Below are 25,895 nucleotides of genomic sequence, written 5' to 3'. Positions count from 1 at the left end.
GGGGATGTGGCGGTAGGCGCACGATCCGGACGCGACGAAGGCGATGAGCGGCCGGACGATGCCGTCAAGCGCGAGGCCGAGGAGGACGACGGCACCAAGGCGCGCCCGCACCGCTCCTTCTGGAAGGAGCTTCCGCTCCTCATCGGCATCGCCCTGCTGCTGGCCCTGCTGATCAAGACCTTCCTGGTGCAGGCGTTCTCGATCCCGTCCGACTCGATGCAGGACACCCTGCAGCGCGGGGACCGGGTCCTGGTGGACAAGCTGACCCCGTGGTTCGGCTCCGAGCCCGAGCGCGGCGAGGTCGTGGTCTTCCACGACCCCGCGAACTGGCTCGCCGGAGAGCCCACCCCGGAGCCGAACTTCATGCAGACGGTCCTCAGCAAGATCGGTCTGATGCCGGATGCCGCGGAGAAGGACCTGATCAAGCGGACCATCGCCATCGGCGGGGACACGGTCGAGTGCAAGAAGGGGGGACCGGTCGTCGTCAACGGCAAGGCGCTCGACGAGCCGTACATCTTCCCCGGCAACACCCCGTGCGACGACGCCCCCTTCGGCCCGATCACGGTCCCCAAGGGCAAGATCTGGGTGATGGGTGACCACCGGCAGAACTCCCAGGACTCCCGCTACCACATGCAGGACTCCACCCAGGGCTTCGTCCCGGTCGACGACGTCGTCGGGCGGGCCGTCGTGGTCGCGTGGCCGATCACCCGCTGGGCCACCCTGCCGATCCCGGACACCTTCGACCAGCCGGGCATCGGCAACCAGACCAAGACCGCCGCGCTCGGCCTCGGGGCGACCGAGGCGGCTCCGGTCGGGCTCGGCCCGGCCGCGCTGGGCCTCACGGGGGCCGTGCCGCTCGTCATGTGGCGCCGGCGGAGGCTGACCCGGAGCCGTACCGCCGGGTAGGGTGCCGCCCAGGTCGACGATCTCCGAGTGTGGGGCGCTGCAATGGGCGGAAACCAAGCAATACGCGGTGGCAGGGACGGCCGCGGCGGACTCGGCAATGTGCTGTCGGGTATCGCCGTGGCCATCGGTTTTGCGCTCTTCCTCGGCGGTTTCGTGTGGGGAGCGGTGGTCTACCAGCCCTACACGGTGCCGACCGACTCGATGATGCCGACGGTGCGCCCCGGGGACCGGGTGCTCGCACAGCGCATCGACGGCGGTGAGGTGCGCCGCGGCGACGTGGTCATCTTCACCGATTCCATGTGGAGCGATTCGCCCATGGTCAAGCGGGTCGTCGGCATCGGCGGCGACACCGTGAAGTGCTGCGGCGCCGGCGGCCGGCTGACCGTGAACGGCACGGCTCTGGACGAGCCCTACATCGACGCCACCCCGCCCGACCCGGGCCTGCCCATGCCCGCCGGGCAGCCGCCGGCCCCCGGGACCCCCTTCGAGGTGACGGTCCCCGAGGGCAACCTCTTCCTGCTGGGGGACCGGCGGGCGGCCTCCCTGGACTCCCGGGCCCATCTCCAGGAGGCCGGGCAGGGCACCGTCGCCCGCTCGGCGGTCAGCGCCCGCGTCGACGCCCTGGCCTGGCCCTCCATGGCGATGCTGGAGCGGCCGCGGACGTACGCGGGCCTGCCGGGCGGGATCTCGCGGCCGGGGCCCCTGCGCCTCCAGGTGGCGGCGGTGGTGGCCGGAGCCGCGCTGGTGCTGCTGGGGGCCGCGTACGGGCCCCTCGTACGGGTCCTGGGGCGCGGGCGGCGGCGGGAGCGGGCCGGTGTCCGCTGAGGCGGCCGCCGGCGGTGGTCCCCGGAAGGTGTCGCGGGTGATCCTGCTGGACCCGGCGGACCGGATCCTGCTGCTGCACGGTTTCGAACCGGCCGATCCCGAGGACGACTGGTGGTTCACGCCGGGCGGCGGTGTCGAGGGCGACGAGAGCCGGGAGCAGGCCGCGCTGCGGGAGCTGGCGGAGGAGACGGGGATCACAGAGGTGGAGCTGGGACCCGTCCTGTGGCACCGGTACTGCTCTTTCCCCTTCGACGGGCGGCGCTGGGAGCAGGACGAGTGGTACTTCCTGGCACGTACCGCCCAGACGGAGACCCGGATCACCGGGTTCACGGAGCTGGAGCGGCGCAGCGTCACCGGAGCCAGGTGGTGGACCTCCGAGGAACTTCTCTCGGCCCGTGAGACGGTGTACCCGACCAGACTCGCCGAGCTGCTCCGTACGCTGCTCGACGACGGTCCTCCGGGTGCCCCGGTGGTCCTGGCCCCGGAAATCGTCTAGGGGCGCAGGGGCCTGGCGCACAATAGGGGGACGCACGGCTGAAGGGGAACATGCCATGAGTGCCGAGGACCTCGAAAAGTACGAGACCGAGATGGAGCTGAAGCTCTATCGGGAGTACCGCGACGTCGTCGGGCTGTTCAAGTATGTGATCGAGACCGAACGCCGTTTCTACCTCACCAACGACTACGAGATGCAGGTGCACTCGGTCCAGGGCGAGGTCTTCTTCGAGGTCTCGATGGCCGACGCGTGGGTCTGGGACATGTACAGGCCGGCCCGGTTCGTGAAGCAGGTGCGGGTGCTGACCTTCAAGGACGTGAACATCGAGGAGCTCAACAAGAGCGATCTCGAGCTGCCCGGCAGCTGAGTTTCCCCTGTGGGGGTGACCGGTTCCCCCGTGTGGGTGGCCGGGTTGTCCACAACGGCGGGGTTGTCCACCAAGATCCACAGGGTGGGCGGGGGCGCGGGAGTGTCGGTGCCGGAGGTGGTGCCGAATGAACGCGAAGGACGTGGCACGGCAGGCATTGGGGCGGTACGGCGAGGAGCTCGCGGCGCGGCGGCTGACCGAGGCCGGGATGACCGTGATCGCGCGGAACTGGCGGTGTCGCGGCGGCGAGATCGACATCGTCGCCCGGGACGGTGACGCCCTCGTCGTCTGCGAGGTCAAGACCCGGCGTGCGGGGCAGTTCGAACATCCCATGGCCGCCGTGCGGTACGGCAAGGCCGAGCGCTTGCGCAGACTGGCGGGGCGCTGGCTCGCCGACCACGGCGGACCGCCCCCGGGCGGGGTCCGCATCGACCTGGTCGGAGTCCTGCTGCCACGGCGCGGCGCCCCCGTCGTGGAGCACGTCAGGGGGGTGGCCTGATGGGATTCGCGCGAGCGTGTTCGGTGGCCCTGGTGGGCGTCGACGGGGTGGTGGTGGAGGTCCAGGCCGACCTGGAGCCCGGGGTCGCGGCCTTCACGCTGGTGGGCCTGCCCGACAAGACCCTCGTCGAGAGCCGGGACCGGGTGCGGGCCGCCGTGGTCAATTCGGGCGCGGCCTGGCCGCAGAAGAAGCTCACGGTCGGCCTCAGCCCGGCCTCCGTGCCGAAATCCGGCGCCGGTTTCGATCTGGCCGTGGCGGCCGCCGTCCTCGGCGCCGCCGAGCTGGTCGACCCGGGCGCGATCGCCGATCTCGTGCTGATCGGGGAGCTGGGGCTGGACGGCCGGGTGCGTCCGGTCCGGGGGATCCTGCCGGCGGTCCTCGCCGCCGCGGAGGCCGGATACCGGCAGGTGGTCGTCCCGCACCAGTGCGCCGCCGAGGCGGCGCTCGTGCCGGAGGTCGCCGTGCTCGGCGTGCGCAGCCTGCGCCAGCTGATCGCGGTCCTGACCGACGGGGTGGTGCCCGAGGAGGAGCCCGGCGAGCCGCCGGGCCGCCCGGACCCGATGCTGGCCGGGCTGCTCGTCCCGGGGGCGGCCCTCGGCACCGGACTGGCCGCCGGCCGCTCCGGGCACGGGGAGGCGGACTTTCCCGACCTCGCAGATGTGGCCGGGCAGCACACCGCGCGGCGGGCCCTGGAGGTGGCGGCCGCCGGGGGCCACCACCTCTTCCTCAGCGGGCCTCCCGGGGCGGGCAAGACCATGCTGGCCGAGCGGCTGCCCTGGATCCTGCCTCCGCTCACCCGCCAGGACTCCGTGGAGGTCACCGCCGTCCACTCGGTGGCGGGCATCCTCCCGCCCGGCGAGCCGCTCGTCACCAGACCGCCCTATTGCGCACCGCACCACTCGGCGACCATGCAGTCCCTGGTGGGTGGCGGCAACGGGGTGCCCAGGCCGGGAGCCGTCTCCCTCGCCCACCGGGGCGTGCTGTTCCTGGACGAGGCCGCCGAATTCCACGGCCGGGCGCTGGACGCCCTGCGCCAGCCCCTGGAATCCGGCCACGTGGTCATCGCCCGCGCCGCGGGGGTGGTCAGGCTGCCCGCCAGATTCCTGATGGTGCTCGCCGCGAACCCGTGCCCGTGCGGGCGCCACACCCTGCACGGAGCCGGCTGCGAGTGCCCGCCCGCCGTGATCCGGCGCTATCAGGCGAGGCTGTCCGGGCCCCTGCTCGACCGGGTGGACCTGAGGGTGGAGGCCGAGCCCGTGACCCGTTCCGACCTGCTGGGACAGGGCGGCCGCGGCGAATCCACCGCGGTGGTCGCGGAGCGGGTGCGGGAGGCCAGGGACCGGGCCGCCGTCCGGCTCGCCGACACCCCCTGGCGGCTCAACTCCGAGGTGCCCGGACAGGAACTGCGCACCCGCCGGCAGCCCGCTCCGGGAGCCATGGCGCAAGCCGAGCGGGACATGGAGCGCGGGCTGCTCACCGCGCGGGGGCTGGACCGGGTGCTGCGCGTGGCCTGGACCGTCGCCGACCTGCGGGGGCGTGACCGGCCCGACGCCCTGGACGTGGCCGTCGCGCTGGAGCTGCGGACCGGCATCGCCCGTGGGGCGACCCTCGCGGCGGGAGCCGGCCCATGACCCCGGAGGAGCTGGCGCGGGCCGCGCTGACGCGGGTGCTCGAGCCCGGGGACGAGCACGGCGGGCGCTGGCTGCGGGAGTACGGAGCCGTCGGGCTGATGGAGCTCCTGACGGCGCCGCAGGCGGAACCGGGCGTTCCGGGCGGAGTGGGGGAGGAGCGGCTCGCCGGCTACCGCAGACGGGCGGCGCTGGCCGACCCGCAGCGGGACCTGGAGCTGGCCGCCGGGTCGGGGGGCCGGTTCGTGTGCCCCAAATCGGCGGAGTGGCCGACCCAGCTCGACGACCTCGGCGACGCCCGGCCCGTCGGACTGTGGCTCCGGGGCAGACCGAACCTGCGTACCTGGGCGCTGCGCTCGGTCGCCGTGGTCGGGGCCCGCGCCTGCACCCCCTACGGGGCGCACATGGCCCAGACCCTGGCCGCCGGGCTCGCCGAGCTGGGCTGGGTGGTGGTCTCCGGGGCCGCTTACGGGATCGACGGCGCCGCCCATCGCGGGGCGCTGGCCTCGGGCGGCGCCACCGCGGCGGTCCTGGCCTGCGGGGCTGACGTCGCCTACCCCCGGGGGCACGCCGGGCTCCTCGGCCGGATCGCCGGCCAGGGCCTCGTCCTGGGGGAGCTGCCGCCCGGAAGCCACCCCACCCCCAGCCGCTTCGTCCTGCGCAACCGGGTCATCGCCGCCCTCACCCGGGGGACGGTCGTGGTGGAGGCGGCCCACCGCAGCGGATCCCTCGTCACCGCCCGGCGGGCCCGGGAGCTCGGACGGATCACCATGGGGGTTCCCGGGCCCGCCACCAGCGGGCTCTCGGCCGGAGTGCACGAACTGCTCCGCGGCGAGGCGGCCCTCGTGACCGACGCGGCCGAGGTGGTCGAGCTGGTCGGCTCGATCGGCGAGCTGGCTCCCGAGCGGCGCGGCCCCGTCGTCGCGCGGGACCTGCTGGACCGGGAGACCGCCCGGGTGCTCGAAGCGCTCCCCGCCGGCAGACCGGCGGACGTGGACCAGGTGGCACTTGCCTCCGGCACCGGCGCCGATGAAGTCATCGGCAGACTGTACGAACTTCACTCTCTGGGGTTCGTCGAACGGCAGGGCGACGGTTGGCAGTTGACCCGACAAACACCTGGAGGAGGCACACAAACCGGGGACACCCGGCGAGGCGGTCGTTGACCTGGGGCGTTCCGGTGAAAGAGTGAAACCGATGAGAGACGCGGTCTTCCCGATGGCAGTCGCCGGGACCGTGCGCCAGGCGCCGGTCCCGGGTCGCCCGCGCGAGTCGGGCCGCCCCTGTGCCCCCGCGCGATCCCGTACTCTTCGCGCACCGCGACACTTCCGTCACGCTACGCTCCCAAGGAATCCCGCTCCGGCAAAGGCGAAGCATGCCCCAGCACACCTCAGGGTCTGACCGCGCTGCGGTGCCCCCCGCTGCCCGCGGCAGCGTGCGGTCCACCGCGCCCTCGTCCCTGGAGGCGCTCTGGCGCTCGTACAAGGACTCCGGTGACGAACGGCTCCGGGAGCAGCTGATCCTGCACTACTCACCCCTGGTCAAGTACGTCGCCGGCCGGGTCAGCGTGGGACTGCCGCCCAACGTGGAGCAGGCCGACTTCGTATCCTCCGGCGTCTTCGGACTCATCGACGCCATCGAGAAGTTCGACATCGACCGGTCGATCAAGTTCGAGACCTACGCCATCACCCGCATCCGCGGCGCGATGATCGACGAACTGCGGGCACTGGACTGGATCCCGCGCTCCGTGCGGCAGAAGGCGCGGGCCGTGGAGCGGGCCTACGCCACGCTGGAGGCGCAGCTGCGGCGCACCCCGACCGAGAGCGAGGTCGCCGGGGAGATGGGGATCGGAGTCGAGGACCTCCACGCGGTCTTCAGCCAGTTGTCCCTCGCGAACGTGGTCGCCCTGGAGGAACTGCTGCACGTCGGCGGGGAGGGCGGCGACCGGCTCTCGCTGATGGACACCCTGGAGGACACCGCCGCCGACAACCCGGTGGAGGTCGCCGAGGACCGGGAGCTGCGGCGGCTGCTGGCGCGGGCCATCAACACGCTGCCCGAGCGGGAGAAGACGGTGGTGACCCTCTACTACTACGAGGGACTCACGCTGGCCGAGATCGGCAACGTGCTGGGCGTCACCGAGAGCCGGGTCAGCCAGATCCACACCAAGTCCGTGCTGCAACTCCGGGCGAAGCTGGCAGATGTGGGGCGGTGAGCTTGCGGCACCTCCGTAAAGTGGACACGTGCCCAGGATTCGAGCGGCCTCCGTGGCCGAGCACCGGTCGATGCAGCGCGGCGCCCTCTTGGACGCCGCGCGCTCGTTGTTGTCCGAAGGCGGGACGGAGGCGCTGACCTTCCCCGCCCTCGCCGAGCGGACCGGTCTCGCCCGGTCCTCCGTGTACGAGTACTTCAGGTCCCGCGCGGCCGTCGTCGAAGAGCTGTGCGCCGTGGACTTCCCCGTGTGGGCCGCCGAGATCGAGGCGGCCATGCAGGAGGCGCAGTCGCCGGAGGCCAAGATCGAGGCCTATGTGCGGAGCCAGTTGGGGCTGGTGGGGGACCGGCGGCACCGGGCGGTGGTGGCCATCTCGGCGAGCGAGCTGGATGCGGGGGCGCGGGAGAAGATCCGCGCTGCGCACGGGGGGCTGGTGGCGATGATCGTCGAGGCCTTGGCCGCCCTGGGGCAGCCGGAACCGAAGCTTTCCGCGATGCTGCTCCAGGGTGTGGTGGACGCTGCCGTCCGGCGGATCGAGCTCGGGGCCGCCGAGGACCCGGCCGTGGTGACGGAGGCGGCCGTGGCCATGGCGCTGCGGGGCGTCGGGGGCTGAGGCCCCTGGGGCTCCGCCCCAGACCCCGCGCCTCAAAAACGCCGGCGGGGCTGGCTTCGGCTCCTGAGGGGTGGGCCGGTGCGGCTCAGGGATCCTCAAGCGGCGGTGGGGCGGGAGTTGGCGCGGCCGGGGTGGATGTCGGCAGGAGGCGGGGAGTCGGGCGGGGCAGGAGGGTGAGGGGGTTCAGGTATTCCTCGCCCCTCAGGAGGCCCCAGTGCAGGCACGGGGCCGGGCAGTGGGAGCCCGCCGTGAGGGTCGCCACCACCTGGCCCGCCGTGACCTGCTCGCCCTCCGCCACCAGGGGGCGGACCGGTTCGTAGGTCGTGCGCAGGCCGTTCGGGAGGGTGAGGGACAGGACGCCGCGGCCCGCGACCTGCCCGGCGTAGTGCACACGCCCCGGGCCGACCGCGCGGAGCTCCGCGCCCACCGGCGCGGAAAGGTCCACACCGCGGTGGCCGGCCGCGTACGGGGTCGGGGGCGGATCCCACCAGCGGGCCACCGTCAGCGGCGCGGGCAGGGGCCGCAGACCCGTCCAAGGCACGCCGGCCGCCTGGGCCAGGGCCAGGAGCAGGCTGAGCAGCAGTGTCGTCATGTCCCACAGCGTCCTCCGCGGACGCGGACGGCGAGCGGGCCTGTGGACGGACCGGCCGGTGTGGACAACGGCGTCACCCGGCATACCGCCGGGTCCCGTACACTTCTTGTGGCGATCCGGGTCACCGGGTCGACTTCGCACGCCCCGGCACCAGCCCGAAAGGGCCAGGTGACAGCGTCTCTCGGTCCCTCATGGGGGCAGGACGCGGCGGGGCGTCAGGAACCAAACCGAGAAACCAAGGAGATGGCCATGGCCGTCGTCACGATGCGGGAGCTGCTGGAAAGCGGCGTCCACTTCGGTCACCAGACCCGTCGCTGGAACCCGAAGATGAAGCGCTTCATCTTCACCGAGCGCAACGGCATCTACATCATCGACCTGCTCCAGTCGCTGTCGTACATCGACCGCGCCTACGAGTTCGTGAAGGAGACCGTCGCCCACGGCGGTTCCATCATGTTCGTCGGTACCAAGAAGCAGGCGCAGGAGGCCATCGCCGAGCAGGCGACGCGCGTCGGCATGCCGTACGTCAACCAGCGCTGGCTGGGTGGCATGCTCACCAACTTCTCCACCGTCTACAAGCGCCTCCAGCGTCTGAAGGAGCTTGAGGCGATCGACTTCGAGGACGTCGCCGCCTCGGGTCTCACCAAGAAGGAGCTCCTGGTCCTCTCCCGCGAGAAGGCCAAGCTGGAGAAGACCCTCGGTGGTATCCGCGAGATGTCGAAGGTCCCCAGCGCCGTCTGGATCGTCGACACCAAGAAGGAGCACATCGCCGTCGGTGAGGCGCGCAAGCTCCACATCCCGGTCGTCGCGATCCTCGACACCAACTGTGACCCCGACGAGGTCGACTACAAGATCCCGGGCAACGACGACGCGATCCGCTCCGTCACCCTGCTCACCCGCGTGATCGCCGACGCCGTCGCCGAGGGCCTCATCGCCCGTTCCGGCGCCGCGACCGGCGACTCGAAGCCGGGCGAGAAGGCCGCTGCCGAGCCGCTCGCCGAGTGGGAGCGCGACCTGCTCGAGGGCGACAAGAAGGCCGACGACGCCGCTGAGGCCGCTCCGGCCGAGGCCGCCGCCGAGACCGTCGAGGCCCCGGCCGCCGAGGCCCCGGCCGCCGACGCCGAGCAGGCCTGACCCACTGAGGGGGCCCGGCGTTCACGCGCCGGGCACTCACAGCGCGGACGATGACGGCGGGGGAGCCGCGCCAAAAGCGCGGCGCCTCCGCCGTTCACCCGTAGATCTACGACTTCGAGAGAGAATCACAGACTCATGGCGAACTACACCGCCGCTGACGTCAAGAAGCTCCGCGAGCTCACCGGCGCCGGCATGCTGGACTGCAAGAACGCGCTCGTGGACGCCGACGGTGACGTCGAGAAGGCCCAGGAAGCCCTCCGCATCAAGGGTCAGAAGGGCGTCGCCAAGCGCGAGGGCCGTTCTGCCGAGAACGGCGCGGTCGTCTCCCTCATCGCCGACGACAACACCTCCGGTGTGCTCGTCGAGCTGAAGTGCGAGACCGACTTCGTCGCCAAGGGCGAGAAGTTCCTGGCCGTCGCCAACCAGCTGGCCGCGCACGTCGCCGCCACCTCCCCGGCCGACATCGAGGCGCTGCTCGCGTCCGAGATCGAGCCCGGCAAGACCGTCACCGCTTTCGTCGACGAGGCCAACGCCAACCTCGGCGAGAAGATCGTCCTGGACCGCTTCGCGCAGTTCACCGGCGGTTACGTGACCTCGTACATGCACCGCACGATGCCCGACCTGCCGTTCCAGATCGGTGTCCTGGTCGAGCTCGACAAGGAGAACGCCGAGGTCGCCCGCGGCGTCGCGCAGCACATCGCCGCGTTCGCCCCGCAGTGGCTGTCCGCCGAGGACGTTCCGGCCGAGAAGGTCGAGTCCGAGCGTCGCATCGCCGAAGAGGTCACCCGCGCGGAGGGCAAGCCCGAGGCTGCCATCGCGAAGATCGTCGAGGGTCGCGTCAACGGCTTCTTCAAGGAGGCCACCCTCCTCGGCCAGCCGTACGCGCTGGACAACAAGAAGTCCGTCCAGAAGGTTCTGGACGAGGCCGGTGTCACCCTGAAGCGCTTCTCGCGCATCAAGGTCGGCATCTGAGTCCGTCCGTACGCGACGGACACCGGACCCCGGTAGGGTCTGAGGCAGTCGTCCGCGCCCGCGCGAGGCGACCGCAGATCTGACGAGGAGGCCATTGCCGTAGAGGGAACCGCAAGGACCCACCGGCAATGGCCTTCTTCGTATGTGCACGAGGAGATCTCCATGAATCAGGGCGTGGACACCCACACCGCATCCGACGACAAGAGCGACCAGGACAAGAAGGGCCGCCGCTTCATGCTGAAGCTGTCGGGCGAGGCCTTCTCGGGTGGCAGAGGACTGGGCGTCGACCCCGACGTCGTCCACGCCATCGCGCGCGAGATCGCCGCGGTGGTCCGTGACGGCGCGGAGATCGCCGTCGTGATCGGCGGCGGAAACTTCTTCCGCGGCGCCGAACTCCAGCAGCGCGGCATGGACCGGGCTCGCTCCGACTACATGGGCATGCTCGGCACGGTCATGAACTGCCTCGCCCTCCAGGACTTCCTGGAGAAGGAGGGCATCGACTCCCGCGTCCAGACCGCCATCACGATGGGCCAGGTCGCGGAGCCGTACATCCCGCTGCGCGCCGTGCGCCACCTGGAGAAGGGCCGCGTCGTCATCTTCGGCGCCGGCATGGGCATGCCCTACTTCTCCACCGACACCACGGCCGCCCAGCGCGCCCTGGAGATCGACGCCGAGGCCCTGCTCATGGGCAAGAACGGCGTCGACGGGGTCTACGACTCCGACCCCAAGAAGAACCCGGACGCGGTGAAGTTCGACGCGCTGGAGTACGGCGAGGTGCTCTCGCGGGACCTCAAGGTCGCCGACGCCACCGCCATCACGCTGTGCCGCGACAACAAGCTGCCGATCCTCGTCTTCGAGCTGCTCGCCGAGGGCAATATCGCCCGCGCCGTCAAGGGTGAGAAGATCGGCACGCTCGTCAGCGACCAGGGAACCCGGGCCTGAGCAGTCCGCTGCCGGGCCGAGCCCTGCCCGGCCCCGCACGTCCCGCCCGCCTGAACCATCCATTCAAGACATGCAGGAGCACGTGGTGACCGAAGAGATCCTCCTCGAGGCCGAGGAGAAGATGGAAAAGGCCGTCGTCGTCGCCAAGGAAGACTTCGCCGCGATTCGCACCGGCCGTGCGCACCCGGCGATGTTCAACAAGATCGTGGCGGACTACTACGGCGCCATCACGCCCATCAACCAGCTCGCCTCCTTCTCGGTTCCCGAGCCGCGCATGGCGATCGTGACCCCGTTCGACAAGAGCGCCCTGCGCAACATCGAGCAGGCCATCCGCGACTCCGACCTGGGCGTCAACCCCAGCAACGACGGCAGCATCATCCGGGTGACCTTCCCCGAGCTGACGCAGGACCGCCGCAAGGAGTACATCAAGGTCGCGCGCACCAAGGCCGAGGACTCCAAGGTCTCGATCCGCGCCGTCCGCCGCAAGGCCAAGGACGCCCTCGACAAGCTCGTCAAGGACAAGGAAGCCGGCGAGGACGAGGTGCGCCGCGCCGAGAAGGAGCTCGACGACACCACCGCGAAGTACGTCGCGCAGGTGGACGAGCTGCTCAAGCACAAGGAAGCCGAGCTCCTCGAAGTCTGATGAACGACTCTTCCTGGCAGCCGGAGCCGGTTCCGGCGGGTCCCGCATACGATGCGCAGGTGGGCCCGCACACTCGGCCCATGCCCATCGTGCCCGATGCCGCCGGCCGTGACTTCGACGACCGGGAAGCACGCGATCGGGGGGCCGCCGCGGACGGCGGTCCCCTCTTCCGCGCCGAGACGCCGCCGCAGGAGCCCATGCCCAGCCCCCCGCCCTCGCCTTCGCAGGTTCCGCAGGACGCCTCGCCCCCGCCGAAGAAGCGCGCCGGGCGTGACCTGCGGGCCGCCATAGGGGTCGGCGTCGGCCTCGGCGCGGTGATCTTCGCTTCGCTGTTCTTCGTCAAGGCGGTCTTCGTCGGCGTCATCGTCGTCGCGGTCGTCGTGGGCCTGTGGGAGCTCACGTCCCGGCTCCAGGAGAAGAAGGGCATCAAGGCCCCGCTCGTCCCGCTCGCGGTCGGCGGCGCGGCCATGGTCATCGCCGGCTACGTCCGGGGCGCCGAGGGCGCCTGGGTCGCCATGGCCCTGACCGCCCTGGCGGTCCTGGTCTGGCGGATGACCGAACCGCCCGAGGACTACCTCAAGGACGTCACGGCCGGTGTCTTCGCGGCGTTCTACGTGCCCTTCCTGGCCACCTTCGTCGCGATGCTGCTCACCGCCGGGGACGGGCCCCAGCGCGTGGTCACCTTCCTCGTCCTGACCGTGGTCAGCGACACCGGGGCGTACGCGGTCGGCTGGCGGTTCGGCAAGACCAAGCTCGCGCCCCGCATCAGCCCCGGGAAGACCCGCGAGGGGCTGTTCGGAGCGGTCGCCTTCGCGATGGGTGCCGGCGCGCTGTGCATGGAGTTCCTGATCGACGACGGCTCGTGGTGGCAGGGCCTGCTGCTGGGGCTGGCGGTCGCGGTCAGCGCCACCCTGGGCGACCTGGGTGAGTCGATGATCAAGCGTGACCTGGGCATCAAGGACATGGGCACCCTGCTCCCCGGACACGGGGGCATCATGGACCGGCTCGACTCGCTGCTGCCGACCGCCCCGGTGGTCTGGCTGCTGCTGGCGGCCTTCGTCGGCACCGGCTGACCCGTTTGGGCCGGGTTATCCTGGAGGGCGCGTCGCGATTGCGTGACGCGCCCTTTCCGTCTTGCGGCCACGCCGCGGACCCGGCCCTGCACGCGCGGGGTGTCCCCCACCTCGTCGCACTGAGGAGTACCGCATGGCCCCCCGTCCCGTTCCGGGTGAGCTCACCTTCGTCGCGCCCCGCGGAGCGAAGAAGCCGCCCCGGCACCTCGCCGACATGACCCCGGCCGAGCGCCGTGAGGCGGTCGCCGCGATCGGCGAGAAGCCGTTCCGGGCCAAGCAGCTCTCGCAGCACTACTTCGCGCGGTACGCGCACGACCCGGCCGAGTGGACCGACATCCCGGCGGGCTCCCGGGAGAAGCTCCAGCAGGAGCTGCTGCCGGAGCTGATGAACGTCGTCCGGCACATCTCGTGCGACGACGACACCACCCGCAAGACCCTGTGGAAGCTGCACGACGGCACGCTCGTCGAGTCCGTGCTGATGCGCTACCCCGACCGGGTCACCATGTGCATCTCCTCGCAGGCAGGCTGCGGCATGAACTGCCCGTTCTGCGCCACCGGCCAGGCGGGCCTCGACCGCAACCTGTCCACCGCCGAGATCGTGCACCAGATCGTCGACGGCATGCGCGCCCTGCGCGACGGCGAGGTCCCCGGCGGCCCGGCCCGCCTGTCGAACATCGTCTTCATGGGCATGGGCGAGCCCCTGGCCAACTACAACCGCGTGGTCGGCGCCATCCGCCGCCTCACGGACCCCGAGCCCGACGGCCTGGGCCTGTCGCAGCGCGGCATCACCGTCTCCACCGTCGGCCTGGTCCCGGCCATGCTGCGCTTCGCCGACGAGGGCTTCAAGTGCCGCCTCGCGGTCTCGCTGCACGCCCCCGACGACGAGCTGCGCGACACCCTCGTCCCCGTGAACACCCGCTGGAACGTCCGCGAGGTGCTCGACGCGGCCTGGGAGTACGCGGAGAAGTCCGGCCGCCGTATCTCCATCGAGTACGCCCTGATCCGCGACATCAACGACCAGGCCTGGCGCGGGGACCTCCTGGGCCGCCTGCTCAAGGGCAAGCGTGTCCACGTCAACCTGATCCCGCTGAACCCGACGCCGGGCTCCAAGTGGACCGCCTCGCGCCCCGAGGACGAGAGGGCCTTCGTGGAGGCCATCGCCCGGCACGGCGTGCCCGTGACCGTACGGGACACGCGCGGCCAGGAGATCGACGGCGCGTGCGGGCAGCTGGCCGCATCGGAACGGTAGGTTCCGGGCCTGACCGTCCACATTCGGCCACGGGGTACCCTGTGGCCGAACCAATTTCATATTCCGACAGGGGAGCGCCACAGCGCTGAGAGTGCGGTAACCGTCATCCGCAGACCCTCTGAACCTCGCCCCGGTCATTCGGGGTAGGAAGTTCGGTCATCACTCAAGCTGTTGCGCCCTGCCCGGCGTCCGCTCCCACAGAGCGCCGGGCAGGGCCGCGTCTTCTCCTGGACATCCCAGGAGGAATTCACCAGTGAGCACCACCAGGAAGATCACGGTCGTCGCGCTCGCGGCCGCGCTCGGCGTCACCACGCTCAGCGCCTGCGGCGGCGACGCCAAGGACAAGCCCTCGGGCGCGTCCGACGCCCCGAAGTCCAAGACCGTCACGCTCGTCTCCCACGACTCCTTCAACGTGACCGAGGCGGTCCTCAAGGAGTTCGAGCAGCAGAGCGGCTACACCGTCAAGGTCCTGAAGTCCGGGGACGCGGGCGCCGCCCTGAACCAGGAGATCCTCACCAAGGGCTCCCCCCGCGGGGACGTCTTCTTCGGCGTCGACAACACCCTCCTCTCGCGCGCCCTCGACAACGGCATCTTCACGCCGTACGAGGCCAAGGGCCTGGCCGGCGTGAAGCCCGAGTACGTGCTCGACAAGGAGCACCGGGTCACCCCGATCGACTCCGGTGACATCTGCGTCAACTACGACAAGGCGTACTTCGCCGACAAGAAGATCGCCCCGCCGCAGACGCTGGACGACCTGGTCAAGCCGGAGTACAAGAACCTGCTGGTCACCGAGAACGCCGCGACCTCCTCGCCCGGCCTCGGCTTCCTGCTCGCCTCCGTCGGCAAGTACGGCGAAGAGGGCTGGAAGGACTACTGGAGCAAGCTCAAGGCCAACGGCGTCGAGGTCGTCGACGGCTGGGAGCAGGCCTACAACGAGCGCTTCTCCGGCTCCGCGGGCGGCAAGAAGGCCAAGGGCGACCGCCCGCTGGTCGTCTCCTACGCCTCCAGCCCGCCGGTCGAGGTGCTCTACGCCGACCCCCAGCCGGCCGAGGCCCCCACGGGCGTCGCCACCGGCACCTGCTTCCGCCAGATCGAGTTCGCCGGTCTGCTGAAGGGCGCGAAGAACGAGGAGGGCGGCAAGGCCCTCGTGGACTTCCTGATCGGCAAGAAGTTCCAGGAAGACATGCCGCTCCAGATGTTCGTGAACCCCGTGACGAAGGACGCCGCCCTGCCGGAGCTGTTCACGAAGCACGGAGTGGTGGTCGAGAAGCCGGAGAGCGTCGCACCGGAGACCATCGCCAAGAACCGTGAGCAGTGGGTCAAGGCATGGACCTCGATCGTCGTGAAGTAGGCGGTACGAAGGAGCCGGGCGCGGCGCCGGGGGGCGCCGCGCCGGGCTCCGGCCCGGGCCCGGGCCCTGGTTCGCGTCCCGTTCTCGGTGAAGGCGGCCGGGCGACCGCCGTGCGGCTCGCGCTGATGGCCGTGCCGCTGGCCTTCTTCGGGCTGTTCTTCGCCTATCCCGTCGCCGCGATCGTCGGGCGCGGGCTCAAGACCGGCGACGGCTGGCAGTTCGGCCGGATCGGCGAGGTCGTCGCCCGCCCCGACATCGCCGGCGTGCTGTGGTTCACCACCTGGCAGGCGGTGGCCTCCACCGCGCTCACGCTGCTGATCGCGCTTCCCGGCGCGTACGTGTTCGCGCGCTTCGAGTTCCCCGGCAAGCAGCTGCTGCGGGCCGTGGTGACCGTGCCCTTCGTGCTGCCGACCGTGGTGGTCGGCACCGCCTTCCTCGCGCTCGTCGGCCGCGGAGGGCTGCTGGACGAGATGTGGGGCGTCCGGCTCGACACCACCGTGTGGGCGATCCTCCTCGCGCACGTCTTCTTCAACTACGCCGTCGTCGTACGGACGGTGGGCGGGCTCTGGGCGCAGCTGGACCCGCGCCAGGAGGAGGCCGCCCGCGTCCTGGGCGCGGGCAGGTTCGCCGCCTGGCGGCGCGTGACGCTGCCCGCGCTGGCCCCGGCGGTGGCCGCCGCCTCGCTGATGGTCTTCCTCTTCACGTTCAGCTCCTTCGGCGTCGTGGTGATCCTCGGCGGTCCCTCGTACTCCACCCTGGAGGTGGAGGTCTACCGGCAGACCGCGCAGCTCCTGGACCTGCCGACGGCCGCCGTCCTGACGATGGTGCAGTTCGCGGCGATCGGACTGATCCTCGGCGTGCACGCCTGGACCGTACGCAAACGGGAGACCGCGCTGCGGCTGGTGGATCCGGGACGGACCGCGCACCGGCCGCGCGGGGCCGCGCAGCGGCTGCTGCTCGCCGCCGTGCTCGTGACGGTGGCGCTCCTCGTCGTGCTGCCGCTGGGTGTGCTGGTGGAGCGGTCCTTCGACGCCCCGGGAGGGTACGGCCTCGGCTTCTACCGGGCCCTGCAGGACGCGGCCGCGGGAGGTGGAACGTTCCTGGTGCCGCCGCTGGAGGCGATCTGGAACTCCCTGCGGTACGCGCTCGCCGCCACCGCGATCGCCCTGGCCATCGGCGGCCTCGCGGCCGCGGCGCTGACCCGGCGCGGCGGCCGCTTCGTACGGGGCTTCGACGCGCTGCTGATGCTCCCGCTCGGCGTCTCCGCCGTGACGGTGGGCTTCGGCTTCCTGATCACCCTGGACGAGCCGCCACTCGACCTGCGGACCTCGTGGATCCTGGTGCCGCTCGCGCAGGCGCTGGTGGGTGTGCCGTTCGTCGTACGGACCATGCTGCCGGTGCTGCGGGCCGTGGACGTACGGCTGCGGGAGGCCGCCGCCGTGCTCGGTGCTTCCCCGCTGCGTGCCTGGCGGGAGGTGGACCTGCCGCTGGTGCGCCGGGCGCTGCTGATCGCGGCCGGGTTCGCCTTCGCGGTGTCGCTGGGGGAGTTCGGCGCCACCGTCTTCATCGCACGGCCGGACCAGCCGACGCTGCCGGTGGCCGTGGCGCGGCTGCTGGGGCGGGCCGGTGAACTGAACTACGGGCAGGCGATGGCCCTGAGCACGATCCTCATGCTGGTGTGCGCGGTCTCCCTGCTGGCGCTGGAGCGACTGCGACCCGACAAGACCTCCGGAGAATTCTGATGACGCTGCTTCAGCTGGAAGGGGTGTCGGTCCGCTTCGGTGAGCGCGCGGTCGTGGACTCCGTGGACCTGGCGGTCGCCGAGCACGAGACCGTGTGCGTGCTGGGGCCGAGCGGGAGCGGCAAGTCCACCCTGCTGCGGGTCGTCGCCGGACTCCAGCAGGTGTCCGGCGGGCGGGTGTTGCTCGGCGGCGCCGACCAGGCGGGCGTGCCCGTGCACCGGCGGGGCGTGGGCCTGATGTTCCAGGACCACCAGCTCTTCCCGCACCGGGACGTCGGCGGGAACGTCGCCTTCGGGCTCCGGATGCGGGGCCTTTCGCGTAGTTCGTACGAGGCCCAGGTCGCGGAGCTGCTGGAGCTGGTCGGGCTCCCCGGAGCCCAGGGCCGGGCGGTGGCCTCCCTGTCGGGCGGCGAGCAGCAGCGGGTGGCGCTGGCCCGGGCGCTGGCGCCGTCGCCGCGGCTGCTGATGCTGGACGAACCGCTCGGGCAGCTGGACCGCGGTCTGCGCGAGCGGCTGGTGGTCGAACTCCAGGGGCTGTTCTCCCGGCTGGGCACGACGGTGCTGGCCGTCACGCACGACCAGGGGGAGGCCTTCGCCCTGGCCGACCGGGTGGTGGTGATGCGGGACGGGCGGATCGCGCAGGCCGGTACCCCGCTGGAGGTGTGGCAGCGGCCGGCCTCGGAGTTCGTGGCACGCTTCCTGGGCTTCGAGAACGTGGTCCCCGCCACCGTCTCGGGCGGCGCCGCCGCGACCGCCTGGGGCAAGGTGCCGGTGCCGGCCGGCTCCCCGGACGGGGAGCACCGGCTGCTGATCCGCCCGGCGGGCGTCGTGCTCTGCCAGGCCGGCCTGGCCTGCGAGGTGCTCTCCCGTACCTTCCGGGGCACGCACGTGTCCTTGCTGCTGCGGCCGGAGGCGGGCCCGGTGCTGGAGTCGGAGTGCGATCTGGCCGGGGCGCCGGCGGTGGGCGACCGGATCGCGGTCACCTTCAGCCCGGCCGAGGTGGTCGTCCTGACGGACTAGGCGGGCAGGATCCCGTCGCAGGCGATGGGGAGGTGGCGCGGGCCCCGCAGGACCGCGTTCTGACGGTACGGGGGCGGATCCTCCAGCAATCGGGGGTTCTGCAGCCTGCGGGCCAGCTCGCCGAGCGCCAGCGCGGCCTCCAGCCGGGCCAGCGGCGCCCCGAAGCAGCTGTGGATGCCGCTGCCGAGTCCCAGGTGCTGGACGTCCGGGCGGTCCGGGTCGAAGCGGTCCGGGTCCTTGAACCGCCGGGGGTCGCGGTTGCCGGAGGCCAGGATCAGCCAGAGCGAGGCCCCCTTGGGGATGGTCACCCCCGACGGCATCTCGATGTCGGCCAGGGGGGTGCGCTGCGGCAGCAGCTGCACCGGGGGCTCGTAACGCAGCAGCTCCTCCACGATCGGGACGGACAGCGACGGATCGGCGCGCAGCCGGTCCAGGACCTCCGGATGGCGCAGGAGGGTGAGCATGCCGTTCGTGATCAGGTTGACGGTGGTCTCGTGCCCGGCGATCAGCAGCAGCGCCGACGTGCTGAGCACTTCCATCGTGCTCATCGCGCCGTCCGGCCCCTGCCCGCCCGCCAGCTCCGAGAGCATGTCCCCGGTGGGGTTCTTGCGCCGCTCCTCGATCAGCCCGGCCAGGTACATGCCGAGTTCCATCCGGGCGCCCTGCGTCTTCTTGACGCGTTCGGCCGGATCGGCGTCCGGATCGGGGTCCAGACCGGCGGCGAGCGTGTCGGCCCAGACGTGGAAGCGGGCCTCGTCCTCGCTCGGCACGCCCAGCAGCCGGCAGATCACCGTGACCGGGAAGGGGTACGAGAACTCCTCGACCAGATCGATCCGTCCCGGGTCGCCCTGCCCGGAGATCGCGTCGATCAGACCGGTGACGATGCCGCCCAGCTCAGCCCGCATGTCGTGGACGCGATGCGGGGAGTGCGGCGGCCCGAAGGGGCGGTTCGTCATCCGGCGCAGCCGGTCGTGGTCGGGCGGGTCCAACTTCAGGAAGGACGGAGGCAGGACCGCCTCCTCCGCCGCGTCCTCGCCGTCTCCCTCGTTCAGCGGGTCCCCGGCCGGCGACGCGAGGTTGCGGGAGTCGGAGCTGATCCGCGGATCGTGGAGCAGGCTTTTGATCTCGTGATAGGTGCTGACGACGTACGGCCCGTCCCCGTCGTGGAACACCGGGGTCTTCCGGAGCTCCTCGTACAGCGGATACGGGTTGGCCCGGCTGGAGTAGTCGAGGATCTGCCGCAGGATGCCTTCAGTCATGAGAGGTCCTCGTGCTCAGTTGTGCGCCGGGGTGAACGTCATCCGCCGGTCGGCCGGTGAGTAGCCGCTCAGGGTGATGGTCGGGCCGTGCGTGGGGACCGACGGGTCGGGGAAGTCCGCGTCCAGCGGCTTGCTTCCCTCGCTCCTGCGGTCCACCGTCGCGAAGGGCGGCGGGAACGGAGCGGTCTGCTCGATCTGCTGCTCGTAGAAGTCCAGCCAGCGGGACTGGTCGAAGGTGACGGCACCGATGACGCGTCCCTGGTAGCCGTAGACGGCGGCGAACCTGCGTTCGGCGCGCGAGCCCTGGGTGATCATGATCTCGGATCCCATCGAGGGCACCCCGACCGACTTGATGTTCACCCCGAACTGGGAGGACCAGAAGGCCGGAACCCACACGTGGGGGCGGCGGTCCACGCCCTCGCTGAGCATGTTGTGCGCCGCCGTCTCGGCCTGCGCGACGGCGTTGCCCCAGTGCTCCAGGGACAGGAACTGGTACCCGAAGAGCGCGTGCGGGGAGCGTGCCACGTCACCCGCCACATAGATGTCGTCGGTGACGATGCCCCAGATGTTGAAGGCCCGGCAGCCCGCGTCGCAGGCGATGCCCCGGGGGCCGGCGCCCAGTCCCGAGCCGGTCAGCCACTCGGTGTTGCGCTGGGCGCCGAGCGACACGATCACCACGTCCGCCTCCAGGACCGTGCCGTCCGACAGGTGGGCGGCGCGCACCTGGCCGGCGGAGTCCCCCTCCAGCGCGGTGACCATGACCCCGGTCCGCAGATCCACCCCGTTCTCACGGTGCATCTCCGCCGCGACCTCGCCGATCACCCCGCCCAGGGCCCCCACCAGGGGCCCGGCTCCCCGCTCGGCGACCGTGACCGCGAGGTCGCGCTCCCGGCAGGCCGAAGCGATCTCGGAGCCGGTGAATCCGGCGCCGATGACGAGCACCCGCCGCGGTCCCGCCGAGAGCCGCCGCTCCAGGGCGGCGCCGTCGTCCCGGGTGCGCAGGGTGAAGACGCCTTCGAGGGCCGCCTCCTCCGCGTTCGGCCACGGCCGGGCCCGCACACCCGTGGCGATCAGCAGCCGGTCGTACTCCACCTCGTCGCCGTCGGCGAGCTTCACGCGCCGGGCCGCCATGTCCAGACCCGTGGCGGGGACGCCGAGCCGCCATTTCGCGTCGATGTCCAGGCGGCGGGGCAGGAGCGTACGGTCCGCGGTCGCCTTGCCCAGCAGGACCTGCTTGGACAGCGGGGGGCGGTCGTACGGCTCGTGGGGCTCGTCGCCGATCATGGTCAGCGAACCGGCGAACCCCTTCTCGCGCATGGTCTCGGCGGCCCGCAGGCCGGCGAGGGAAGCGCCCACGACCACGATGCGGCCTTCGCGCTTGAGCTGCTCCAGGGCTGTGTCACCGCTCACCGCGCGCCTCCGCCGTCGACAGGGACCCGTTCACGGCGTCCAGCAGGATGGCCCGGACGGGGCAGGCGTGCACGGCGCGGACCACGTTCTCGCGGTGCTCCTCGTCGGTCTGCGGGTCGTACAGCAGTGACTCGTCGCCGTGCATGGCGAAGACGTCCGGAGCGAGGAAGGCGCACTGGGCGTATCCCTGGCAGCGATTGAGGTCCACGACAAGTCTCATGAGGGGTCAGCCCTTCCGTGACCTGATCACCCCCCGGCACCCACCGGCCCCGAGACCCCCGAACCCCGCCCCTGACTCTCCCCTTCCAGCATGCACGCGGAGGCCGCCCGCCGCCCGCCGGGCCGCGTCCGTCATGTCTCAGGTGGCCCGGCGCAGGCTCGTCCGCAGGATGTGGAGGCTCACGACCAGCGCCCAGAACGGGAAGACCAGCTCGGACCAGGGCACGCCCGGAGCGACGACGAGGAGCACCAGCCCGGTGATCAGCCCCAGGGCGGCGAGCGGGCGCGGGAAGACCCCGAGGCGGCTCCCGATTGTGGAGGTCGTGAAGACGAACACGGCCGCCATCCGCATCGCGTAGGTCGCGAGGACGCTGTACGCGAAGGGACGGCCGAATCCGGAGGGCGGCGTCGCCTCCTCCAGCACGGTCCCGGCCGCCGCGGCGGCGACGAACAGGGTGGCGACGAAGACGAACCCGCTGCCCAGGAAGACCGTGGCGACGAACCGGTCCTCCGCCCCGCCGCTGTGGGCGCGCAGGGCTCCGATGAACCACAGGAAGAAGATCCCGGCGAACGGGACGATCTCCAGGGCCGTGCGGACCGCCCAGCGGTCCGCCTCGGCGACGGGGGCGTCGGCCGGGCTGCCGGACGGGACGGCGATCCGCATCAGTACGATCGCGGCTGCCAGCAGCACCGAGAAGACGACCCCGGCCATCCCTGCGGCCTGCGGCGTCCGCATCCGCGCGGTGGTGGACTCCATGCCTCCAGCAGGCGGCAGCCGCCGGTCACCCGCCACCCCGCGGACCCGGGGGAGTGAACCGGCGCGCCGGGTCAGGGGACCGGGACCGGCTCCGGAGTCTCGGCCTCGGCACCGTCGTGCTTGCCGTACCAGGCGACCGCCACCGCGCCGGTGACCGCCAGCACGAAGCCGAGGGCCGCCAGCCAGGCCAGACCCGGGCGGGAGGCGTCGCCGAGCCACAGGACGCCGATCGCGCCGGGAAGGACCGTCTCGCCGACGACCAGGGCCGCCGTCGCCCCGTTCACCGAGCCGATCTGGAGGGCGACCGTGTGCAGGTACATGCCGCCGACGCCGGCCGCCAGGATGGCGTAGAGGGCCGGGTCGCCGAGCAGCGTCCCGAGGTCGAAGGGGTCGACGCCGTCCAGGATGCGCACGCCGACGCCGAGCGCGCCGAAGCCCAGGCCCGACAGCAGACCGGCCAGGATCGCCGCGCCGGCGCCGAGGAGACGTACGGCCACGGTGCCGCCCACCATCAGCAGCAGCGTGATCCCCAGCAGCCACCAGTGCGTGGACATCGGCGCGTGGTGGCCGCCCTCGTGGCCCGCCGCCGTCGCCAGCAGCACCAGCGCACTGCAGACGACCCCGATCGAAGCCCACTCCTTGCGGCTCAGCCGGATGCCCAGCATCTTCACGCTCAGCACGGCCGTGATCACCAGGTTGGCACTGATCACCGTCTGGGACAGGAACAGGGGGAGGAGCCGGGCCGCCAGCGCACCGAGGCCGAAGCCCACGAAGTCCAGGATCGTCCCGACGATGAACTCCCAGGTCATCGCGGCTTTCGCCGTGGACGACAGATTCGGTCCGCCGTGCGCCGTCACCCCGGCCGAGGGCGGGGACGTCCGGGCGGCGCGGCGCGATCCGACGGCTTGCAGCACGGAGCCCGTGCCGTAGCAGATGGACGCCGCAACAGCGGTCAGCAGGCCTATGAGCACCAAGGGCTCCGTTCACGTCTGGCAGGTTTTGCGGTACCTCTGCCAGACGTGTGAACGGGCCGGGAAGTTGCCTCCGCGGGTCAGGACATTGCGGCGAGGGCGTCCGGGACCTCGTCCACGGAGTCGACCAGGGCGATCTTGGACTCCATCGCCCGGCCGCGCGCCAGCGCCCTGAGCAGCGGCCACGCCGGGAGGTGCTCGGTCCAGTGGGCCCGGTCGACCAGGACCATCGGCGCCGGCTCGCCCCGCGACGCGTAGTAGTTCGGCGTCGCGCTGTCGAAGACCTCCTGGACCGTTCCCGCCGCACCGGGCAGGAACACCACGCCCGCCGTGGACCGGGCCAGCAGCCCGTCCTCCCGGGTGGCGTTCGCGAAGTACTTGCCGATGTGCCCCGCGAAGGCGTTCGGCGGCTCGTGCCCGTAGAACCAGGTCGGAATGCCCACCGAGTCGCCGCCCCCGGGCCAGCGCTCCCGTACGGCGAAGGCCGCCCGCGCCCAGTCGGACACCGACGGGGCGAAGGACGGGGCCTTGGCCAGCAGCTCCATGGCCTCCGGGAGGGCCTCGTCCGGGGCCGGCGCCAGATAGGCGCCCAGGTTGGCGGCCTCCATCGCGCCGGGACCGCCGCCGGTGGCCACCACCAGTCCGGACCGGGTCAGCGCCCGGCCCAGCTCCGCCGCGCCGCGGTAGTCGGCACTGCCGCGCGCCATGGCGTGGCCGCCCATCACGCCCACCACCCGGGCGCCGGCGAGGTGCTCGTCGAGGGCGTCGGAGATGGCGTCGTCGTGGATCGAGCGCAGCATCGAGGAGAAGACGTCGCCGTCGGCCTTGGTCTCCTGGAACCAGGCGTAAGCCTGGGCGTCCGGGGTGGCCTCGTAGCCGCCGGGCAGCCCGGCGAACAGCTCCTCGGGCGTGTAGAGCAGACCGCGGTACGGGTCGAACGGCAGGTCGGGGACCGGCGGGAAGACCAGCGCGCCGTCGGCGCGGACCTTCGCCGCGGCGTCGGGCTCCATCGCGCAGCCCAGGAACACCGCCGCCGAGGTGTCGGCAGACAGCAGCGCGAAGGTCCGGTCCAGGAGGTTGACCGACTGGATCCGGTAGCCGCTCAGCGAGCCGCGGGCCACGACCTTGTCGAATTCGGCGAGCGTCTCGATCTCGGTGTCGATGTATCCGTTGACCATTCGGCCCACCCTAAGGGCTGCCGATTCAGCGGGTCAGTGCCACGTACGTCAGCTGCGCCACACCCCAGCTGAGCGGTACGCACATGGCCGCCAGCGCGGTGGCCCGCAAACTCACCGCCCCGCGCAGGACCTTGGCCGGAGCGCCCATGCCGAGCAGCGTCTCGCGGGCGGCGGCGCGGCTCTGCCGGACCTCCACCGCGGATGTGAGAAGGGTCGCGGCCGCGCATACCGCCACCAGGGCCGCGGCCGGGCCGGTCAGCGGCCCGAGCGGGACCGGCAGCCCGCCGCGCTCGCGCAGGGCCAGCGCCGTCAGGGCCCCGGCGCCGACCGCGCACAGCACCCCGAGGGGCGGGCCGAGCCGGGGAGCCTCCTCCTGGAGGGCCCGCCCGGCCAGCAGGCGCAGGGCGCCCGGGCGTACCGCCTGGACCAGCGCCCCGCAGGCGTACGCCAGGCCCGGCCCGGCGAGGGCGAGGCCGACGGCGGTGAGCGACCAGCCGGCGAGCATGCCGGGGCCGCCGTGTCCCGCGTAGGCCTCCACCGCGAGCCCGCAGGCGGTCAGCGCGATGCCCCAGGGCAGCCCGGTCTGCGGGGCCGGCGATGTGCGCCGGCGGGCGGCGCAGGCGGCGGCGGCCGAGGCCGTCAGCGGGATCAGGGCCAGCAGGGTGAGGGCGGCCGCGACGGGCAGCGGCCGGTCGGCGTGGAGCAGCCGGGCCCCGGCGCCGTCGAACGGCAGTCCGCTCAGCTCGCCGCGCAGGTGGAGGAAGGCGGCCAGGGCCACGGCACCGCCCAGGGTGCAGGCGACGGCGGTGGAGACCGCCGCGACCAGGCCGAGCCGTACGGGCCCCAGCCCTGCGGCGTCCAGCCCTTCCCGGGGCCGGGTCGCGGGGTCGGTCCGGGCCACGGCGACGGCGAAGTGCACGGTGAAGGCGAGCGGGACCAGGGCCCACAGCAGGCGGGGGAACGATCCGGCGGGCCGCGCCACCGCCTCCACGAGCACGTAGAGGAGGAGGAACCCGGTACCGGCCGAGGCGGCGGCGACGAGCAGCCGGCGCAGCTGGACCAGCGGCCGGGCGCCGCGGGCTAGGCGGAGAGCGAGCACGCGGCCTGGCCCTCCGTGGTGTCGTCGGCAGGGGACGCCAGGGCTCCGGCGGCGGCCGCGGTCCGGCCGTCGAGCAGGGCCAGCCGGCGGTCGGCGGCGTCCGCGGTCTCCTCGTCGAGGGTGGCCAGCAGCACGGTGATCCCGTGGGAGCGGGCAGCGGTGGTCAGCGTGCGGAGCAGCAGGGCGCGCTCGGTCCGGTGCAGCGGGGCCGTGGGCTCGTCGGCGAAGATCACCGCGGGCTGGTTGACCAGGGCCCGGGCCAGGGCCACGCGCTGCGACTCGGCGCGGTTGAGTGCGGTGGGGCGCTTGCGGGCGAAACCGCCGATGTCGAGGCGGTCCAGCCATTCGCAGGCGGCGCGCTTGGCGCTGCGGTGGGAGGCGCCGGCGATCAGCAGCGGCAGGGCCGCGTTCTCCCAGACCTTGAGCTCCGGCAGCAGCTGCGGCTCGGGGCCGATCCAGCCGAACCGGTCGCGGCGCAGCCGTTCCCGGGATAGGAGTCCCATGGTGTGCACGGGGGCGCTGTTGAACCAGACCTCGCCCTGGTCGGGCCGCAGCCGTCCGGACAGGCAGTGCAGCAAGGTGGTCTTGCCGCTGCCGCGCGGGCCGGTCAGGGCCAGGATCTCGCCCTGGCGGACTCCGACGGAGACTCCGATCAGGCCGGGCGAGCCGCTGTGGGAGTAATGAAGGGACCGTGCCCAGAGCACATCGTCTGCTGGCGGGGCCTGGTCCGGTGGAGCCACCATGGCGTACA

Annotated in this window: 27 protein-coding genes and 1 riboswitch; of the genes, 18 read left to right on the top strand and 9 right to left on the bottom strand. The window is 72.2% G+C overall.

The window, feature by feature from the left end; genetic code table 11:
- Positions 1–6 precede the first annotated feature (6 nt).
- The 9 genes from lepB (ACIP5M_RS29790) (at position 7) to ACIP5M_RS29750 (ending at position 7,537) form a co-directional block, all read left to right on the top strand.
- Entirely contained in the window at positions 7–906 is a 900-nt protein-coding gene (gene lepB, locus ACIP5M_RS29790; protein ID WP_401202523.1) for a signal peptidase I, read from the top strand.
- 42 nt (positions 907–948) lie between these two features.
- A complete protein-coding gene (gene lepB, locus ACIP5M_RS29785) occupies positions 949–1,731 on the top strand; it encodes a signal peptidase I (RefSeq protein ID WP_401202435.1) in 783 nt (260 codons plus the stop codon).
- Positions 1,721–2,227 (top strand): NUDIX hydrolase, encoded by a 507-nt coding sequence (locus ACIP5M_RS29780; protein WP_401202434.1) that lies wholly within the window; start codon positions 1,721–1,723, stop codon positions 2,225–2,227. Before lepB (ACIP5M_RS29785) ends, ACIP5M_RS29780 begins: the two co-directional genes overlap by 11 nt.
- Positions 2,228–2,282: 55 nt before the next feature.
- Positions 2,283–2,591: a DUF2469 domain-containing protein gene (locus tag ACIP5M_RS29775; protein ID WP_005311352.1), complete on the top strand. Its 309-nt coding sequence runs from the start codon at positions 2,283–2,285 to the stop codon at positions 2,589–2,591.
- A gap of 127 nt (positions 2,592–2,718) precedes the next feature.
- Positions 2,719–3,090, top strand: a complete 372-nt coding sequence (locus ACIP5M_RS29770) for a YraN family protein (RefSeq protein ID WP_401202432.1) — start codon at positions 2,719–2,721, stop codon at positions 3,088–3,090.
- Positions 3,090–4,721 (top strand): YifB family Mg chelatase-like AAA ATPase, encoded by a 1,632-nt coding sequence (locus ACIP5M_RS29765; protein ID WP_401202431.1) that lies wholly within the window; start codon positions 3,090–3,092, stop codon positions 4,719–4,721. Before ACIP5M_RS29770 ends, ACIP5M_RS29765 begins: the two co-directional genes overlap by 1 nt.
- Positions 4,718–5,881 (top strand): DNA-processing protein DprA, encoded by a 1,164-nt coding sequence (gene dprA / locus ACIP5M_RS29760; protein WP_401202429.1) that lies wholly within the window; start codon positions 4,718–4,720, stop codon positions 5,879–5,881. Before ACIP5M_RS29765 ends, dprA begins: the two co-directional genes overlap by 4 nt.
- Positions 5,882–6,090: 209 nt before the next feature.
- A complete protein-coding gene (whiG, locus tag ACIP5M_RS29755; protein ID WP_401202427.1) occupies positions 6,091–6,927 on the top strand; it encodes an RNA polymerase sigma factor WhiG in 837 nt (278 codons plus the stop codon).
- Between the two features lie 52 nt (positions 6,928–6,979).
- Entirely contained in the window at positions 6,980–7,537 is a 558-nt protein-coding gene (locus ACIP5M_RS29750; RefSeq protein WP_401202521.1) for a TetR/AcrR family transcriptional regulator, read from the top strand.
- Positions 7,538–7,622: 85 nt separating this feature from the next.
- On the opposite strand, the gene ACIP5M_RS29745 is transcribed toward ACIP5M_RS29750, so the two are convergent.
- Positions 7,623–8,129, bottom strand: a complete 507-nt coding sequence (locus tag ACIP5M_RS29745; protein WP_401202425.1) for a M23 family metallopeptidase — start codon at positions 8,127–8,129, stop codon at positions 7,623–7,625.
- A 249-nt stretch (positions 8,130–8,378) separates the two neighbouring features.
- Between ACIP5M_RS29745 and rpsB the strand changes: the two genes are divergently transcribed.
- The 9 genes from rpsB (at position 8,379) to ACIP5M_RS29700 (ending at position 18,251) form a co-directional block, all read left to right on the top strand.
- Positions 8,379–9,260, top strand: a complete 882-nt coding sequence (gene rpsB / locus ACIP5M_RS29740; protein ID WP_401202424.1) for a 30S ribosomal protein S2 — start codon at positions 8,379–8,381, stop codon at positions 9,258–9,260.
- A gap of 135 nt (positions 9,261–9,395) precedes the next feature.
- The gene (gene tsf, locus ACIP5M_RS29735) at positions 9,396–10,232 is read left to right on the top strand and encodes a translation elongation factor Ts (RefSeq protein WP_401202423.1); all 837 of its coding nucleotides are present in this window, start codon (positions 9,396–9,398) and stop codon (positions 10,230–10,232) included.
- Between the two features lie 162 nt (positions 10,233–10,394).
- Positions 10,395–11,174: a UMP kinase gene (pyrH, locus tag ACIP5M_RS29730; RefSeq protein WP_215145246.1), complete on the top strand. Its 780-nt coding sequence runs from the start codon at positions 10,395–10,397 to the stop codon at positions 11,172–11,174.
- Positions 11,175–11,259: 85 nt separating this feature from the next.
- A complete protein-coding gene (gene frr, locus ACIP5M_RS29725; protein WP_031144133.1) occupies positions 11,260–11,817 on the top strand; it encodes a ribosome recycling factor in 558 nt (185 codons plus the stop codon).
- Positions 11,817–12,890 (top strand): phosphatidate cytidylyltransferase, encoded by a 1,074-nt coding sequence (locus ACIP5M_RS29720; protein ID WP_401202421.1) that lies wholly within the window; start codon positions 11,817–11,819, stop codon positions 12,888–12,890. Before frr ends, ACIP5M_RS29720 begins: the two co-directional genes overlap by 1 nt.
- A gap of 133 nt (positions 12,891–13,023) precedes the next feature.
- Positions 13,024–14,139, top strand: coding sequence for a 23S rRNA (adenine(2503)-C(2))-methyltransferase RlmN (gene rlmN / locus ACIP5M_RS29715; RefSeq protein ID WP_401202420.1), 1,116 nt, complete (start codon positions 13,024–13,026; stop codon positions 14,137–14,139).
- 58 nt (positions 14,140–14,197) lie between these two features.
- Positions 14,198–14,307: riboswitch (TPP riboswitch) on the top strand.
- An 85-nt stretch (positions 14,308–14,392) separates the two neighbouring features.
- Positions 14,393–15,490 carry a thiamine ABC transporter substrate binding subunit gene (locus ACIP5M_RS29710; protein WP_401202419.1) on the top strand — a complete coding sequence of 366 codons (1,098 nt, stop codon included), beginning with the start codon at positions 14,393–14,395 and terminating at the stop codon, positions 15,488–15,490.
- Positions 15,491–15,615: 125 nt separating this feature from the next.
- Complete coding sequence (locus ACIP5M_RS29705; RefSeq protein ID WP_401202519.1) at positions 15,616–17,232, top strand: ABC transporter permease; 1,617 nt, start codon at positions 15,616–15,618, stop codon at positions 17,230–17,232.
- Entirely contained in the window at positions 17,232–18,251 is a 1,020-nt protein-coding gene (locus ACIP5M_RS29700) for an ABC transporter ATP-binding protein (RefSeq protein WP_401202418.1), read from the top strand. Before ACIP5M_RS29705 ends, ACIP5M_RS29700 begins: the two co-directional genes overlap by 1 nt.
- Here ACIP5M_RS29700 and ACIP5M_RS29695 read toward each other — a convergent pair.
- The 8 genes from ACIP5M_RS29695 to ACIP5M_RS29660 all read right to left on the bottom strand — a co-directional run bounded on the left by ACIP5M_RS29695 (position 18,248) and on the right by ACIP5M_RS29660 (position 25,887).
- Positions 18,248–19,510: a cytochrome P450 gene (locus ACIP5M_RS29695; RefSeq protein ID WP_401202416.1), complete on the bottom strand. Its 1,263-nt coding sequence runs from the start codon at positions 19,508–19,510 to the stop codon at positions 18,248–18,250. The two genes, ACIP5M_RS29700 and ACIP5M_RS29695, sit on opposite strands and share 4 nt — an antisense overlap.
- Positions 19,511–19,525: 15 nt before the next feature.
- Positions 19,526–20,920 carry an NAD(P)/FAD-dependent oxidoreductase gene (locus ACIP5M_RS29690; RefSeq protein WP_401202415.1) on the bottom strand — a complete coding sequence of 465 codons (1,395 nt, stop codon included), beginning with the start codon at positions 20,918–20,920 and terminating at the stop codon, positions 19,526–19,528.
- On the bottom strand, positions 20,910–21,140 hold the full coding sequence (locus ACIP5M_RS29685; RefSeq protein ID WP_401202413.1) for a ferredoxin: 231 nt from the start codon (positions 21,138–21,140) through the stop codon (positions 20,910–20,912). Before ACIP5M_RS29685 ends, ACIP5M_RS29690 begins: the two co-directional genes overlap by 11 nt.
- Positions 21,141–21,278: 138 nt before the next feature.
- The gene (locus ACIP5M_RS29680; RefSeq protein WP_401202411.1) at positions 21,279–21,896 is read right to left on the bottom strand and encodes a hypothetical protein; all 618 of its coding nucleotides are present in this window, start codon (positions 21,894–21,896) and stop codon (positions 21,279–21,281) included.
- A 71-nt stretch (positions 21,897–21,967) separates the two neighbouring features.
- Complete coding sequence (locus tag ACIP5M_RS29675) at positions 21,968–22,867, bottom strand: hypothetical protein (RefSeq protein ID WP_401202409.1); 900 nt, start codon at positions 22,865–22,867, stop codon at positions 21,968–21,970.
- Positions 22,868–22,947: 80 nt separating this feature from the next.
- Positions 22,948–24,045: an LOG family protein gene (locus ACIP5M_RS29670; protein ID WP_401202407.1), complete on the bottom strand. Its 1,098-nt coding sequence runs from the start codon at positions 24,043–24,045 to the stop codon at positions 22,948–22,950.
- A gap of 25 nt (positions 24,046–24,070) precedes the next feature.
- Positions 24,071–25,144, bottom strand: coding sequence for a hypothetical protein (locus tag ACIP5M_RS29665; protein ID WP_401202406.1), 1,074 nt, complete (start codon positions 25,142–25,144; stop codon positions 24,071–24,073).
- A complete protein-coding gene (locus ACIP5M_RS29660; RefSeq protein ID WP_401202404.1) occupies positions 25,126–25,887 on the bottom strand; it encodes an ABC transporter ATP-binding protein in 762 nt (253 codons plus the stop codon). The genes ACIP5M_RS29665 and ACIP5M_RS29660 overlap by 19 nt, the downstream gene beginning before the upstream one ends.
- Between the last annotated feature and the right edge of the window lie 8 nt (positions 25,888–25,895).

This window comes from Streptomyces sp. NPDC088762 (assembly GCF_044750905.1).
Taxonomy (GTDB): domain Bacteria; phylum Actinomycetota; class Actinomycetes; order Streptomycetales; family Streptomycetaceae; genus Streptomyces.
The sequence above is the reverse complement of the archived record's forward strand: the minus strand, read 5'-3'. Positions and strand labels throughout refer to the sequence as shown.

What these genes read in the sequence shown, in the direction of transcription:
- lepB (WP_401202435.1), top strand. Translation starts at nt 949, where the DNA reads ATGGGCGGAAACCAAGCAATACGCGGTGGCAGGGACGGCCGCGGCGGA.
- ACIP5M_RS29775 (WP_005311352.1), top strand. Translation starts at nt 2,283, where the DNA reads ATGAGTGCCGAGGACCTCGAAAAGTACGAGACCGAGATGGAGCTGAAG.
- ACIP5M_RS29770 (WP_401202432.1), top strand. Translation starts at nt 2,719, where the DNA reads ATGAACGCGAAGGACGTGGCACGGCAGGCATTGGGGCGGTACGGCGAG.
- ACIP5M_RS29765 (WP_401202431.1), top strand. Translation starts at nt 3,090, where the DNA reads ATGGGATTCGCGCGAGCGTGTTCGGTGGCCCTGGTGGGCGTCGACGGG.
- dprA (WP_401202429.1), top strand. Translation starts at nt 4,718, where the DNA reads ATGACCCCGGAGGAGCTGGCGCGGGCCGCGCTGACGCGGGTGCTCGAG.
- whiG (WP_401202427.1), top strand. Translation starts at nt 6,091, where the DNA reads ATGCCCCAGCACACCTCAGGGTCTGACCGCGCTGCGGTGCCCCCCGCT.
- ACIP5M_RS29745 (WP_401202425.1), bottom strand. Translation starts at nt 8,129, where the DNA reads ATGACGACACTGCTGCTCAGCCTGCTCCTGGCCCTGGCCCAGGCGGCC.
- rpsB (WP_401202424.1), top strand. Translation starts at nt 8,379, where the DNA reads ATGGCCGTCGTCACGATGCGGGAGCTGCTGGAAAGCGGCGTCCACTTC.
- tsf (WP_401202423.1), top strand. Translation starts at nt 9,396, where the DNA reads ATGGCGAACTACACCGCCGCTGACGTCAAGAAGCTCCGCGAGCTCACC.
- pyrH (WP_215145246.1), top strand. Translation starts at nt 10,395, where the DNA reads ATGAATCAGGGCGTGGACACCCACACCGCATCCGACGACAAGAGCGAC.
- ACIP5M_RS29720 (WP_401202421.1), top strand. Translation starts at nt 11,817, where the DNA reads ATGAACGACTCTTCCTGGCAGCCGGAGCCGGTTCCGGCGGGTCCCGCA.
- rlmN (WP_401202420.1), top strand. Translation starts at nt 13,024, where the DNA reads ATGGCCCCCCGTCCCGTTCCGGGTGAGCTCACCTTCGTCGCGCCCCGC.
- ACIP5M_RS29705 (WP_401202519.1), top strand. Translation starts at nt 15,616, where the DNA reads ATGGCCGTGCCGCTGGCCTTCTTCGGGCTGTTCTTCGCCTATCCCGTC.
- ACIP5M_RS29700 (WP_401202418.1), top strand. Translation starts at nt 17,232, where the DNA reads ATGACGCTGCTTCAGCTGGAAGGGGTGTCGGTCCGCTTCGGTGAGCGC.
- ACIP5M_RS29695 (WP_401202416.1), bottom strand. Translation starts at nt 19,510, where the DNA reads ATGACTGAAGGCATCCTGCGGCAGATCCTCGACTACTCCAGCCGGGCC.
- ACIP5M_RS29685 (WP_401202413.1), bottom strand. Translation starts at nt 21,140, where the DNA reads ATGAGACTTGTCGTGGACCTCAATCGCTGCCAGGGATACGCCCAGTGC.
- ACIP5M_RS29680 (WP_401202411.1), bottom strand. Translation starts at nt 21,896, where the DNA reads ATGGAGTCCACCACCGCGCGGATGCGGACGCCGCAGGCCGCAGGGATG.
- ACIP5M_RS29670 (WP_401202407.1), bottom strand. Translation starts at nt 24,045, where the DNA reads ATGGTCAACGGATACATCGACACCGAGATCGAGACGCTCGCCGAATTC.
- ACIP5M_RS29660 (WP_401202404.1), bottom strand. Translation starts at nt 25,887, where the DNA reads ATGGTGGCTCCACCGGACCAGGCCCCGCCAGCAGACGATGTGCTCTGG.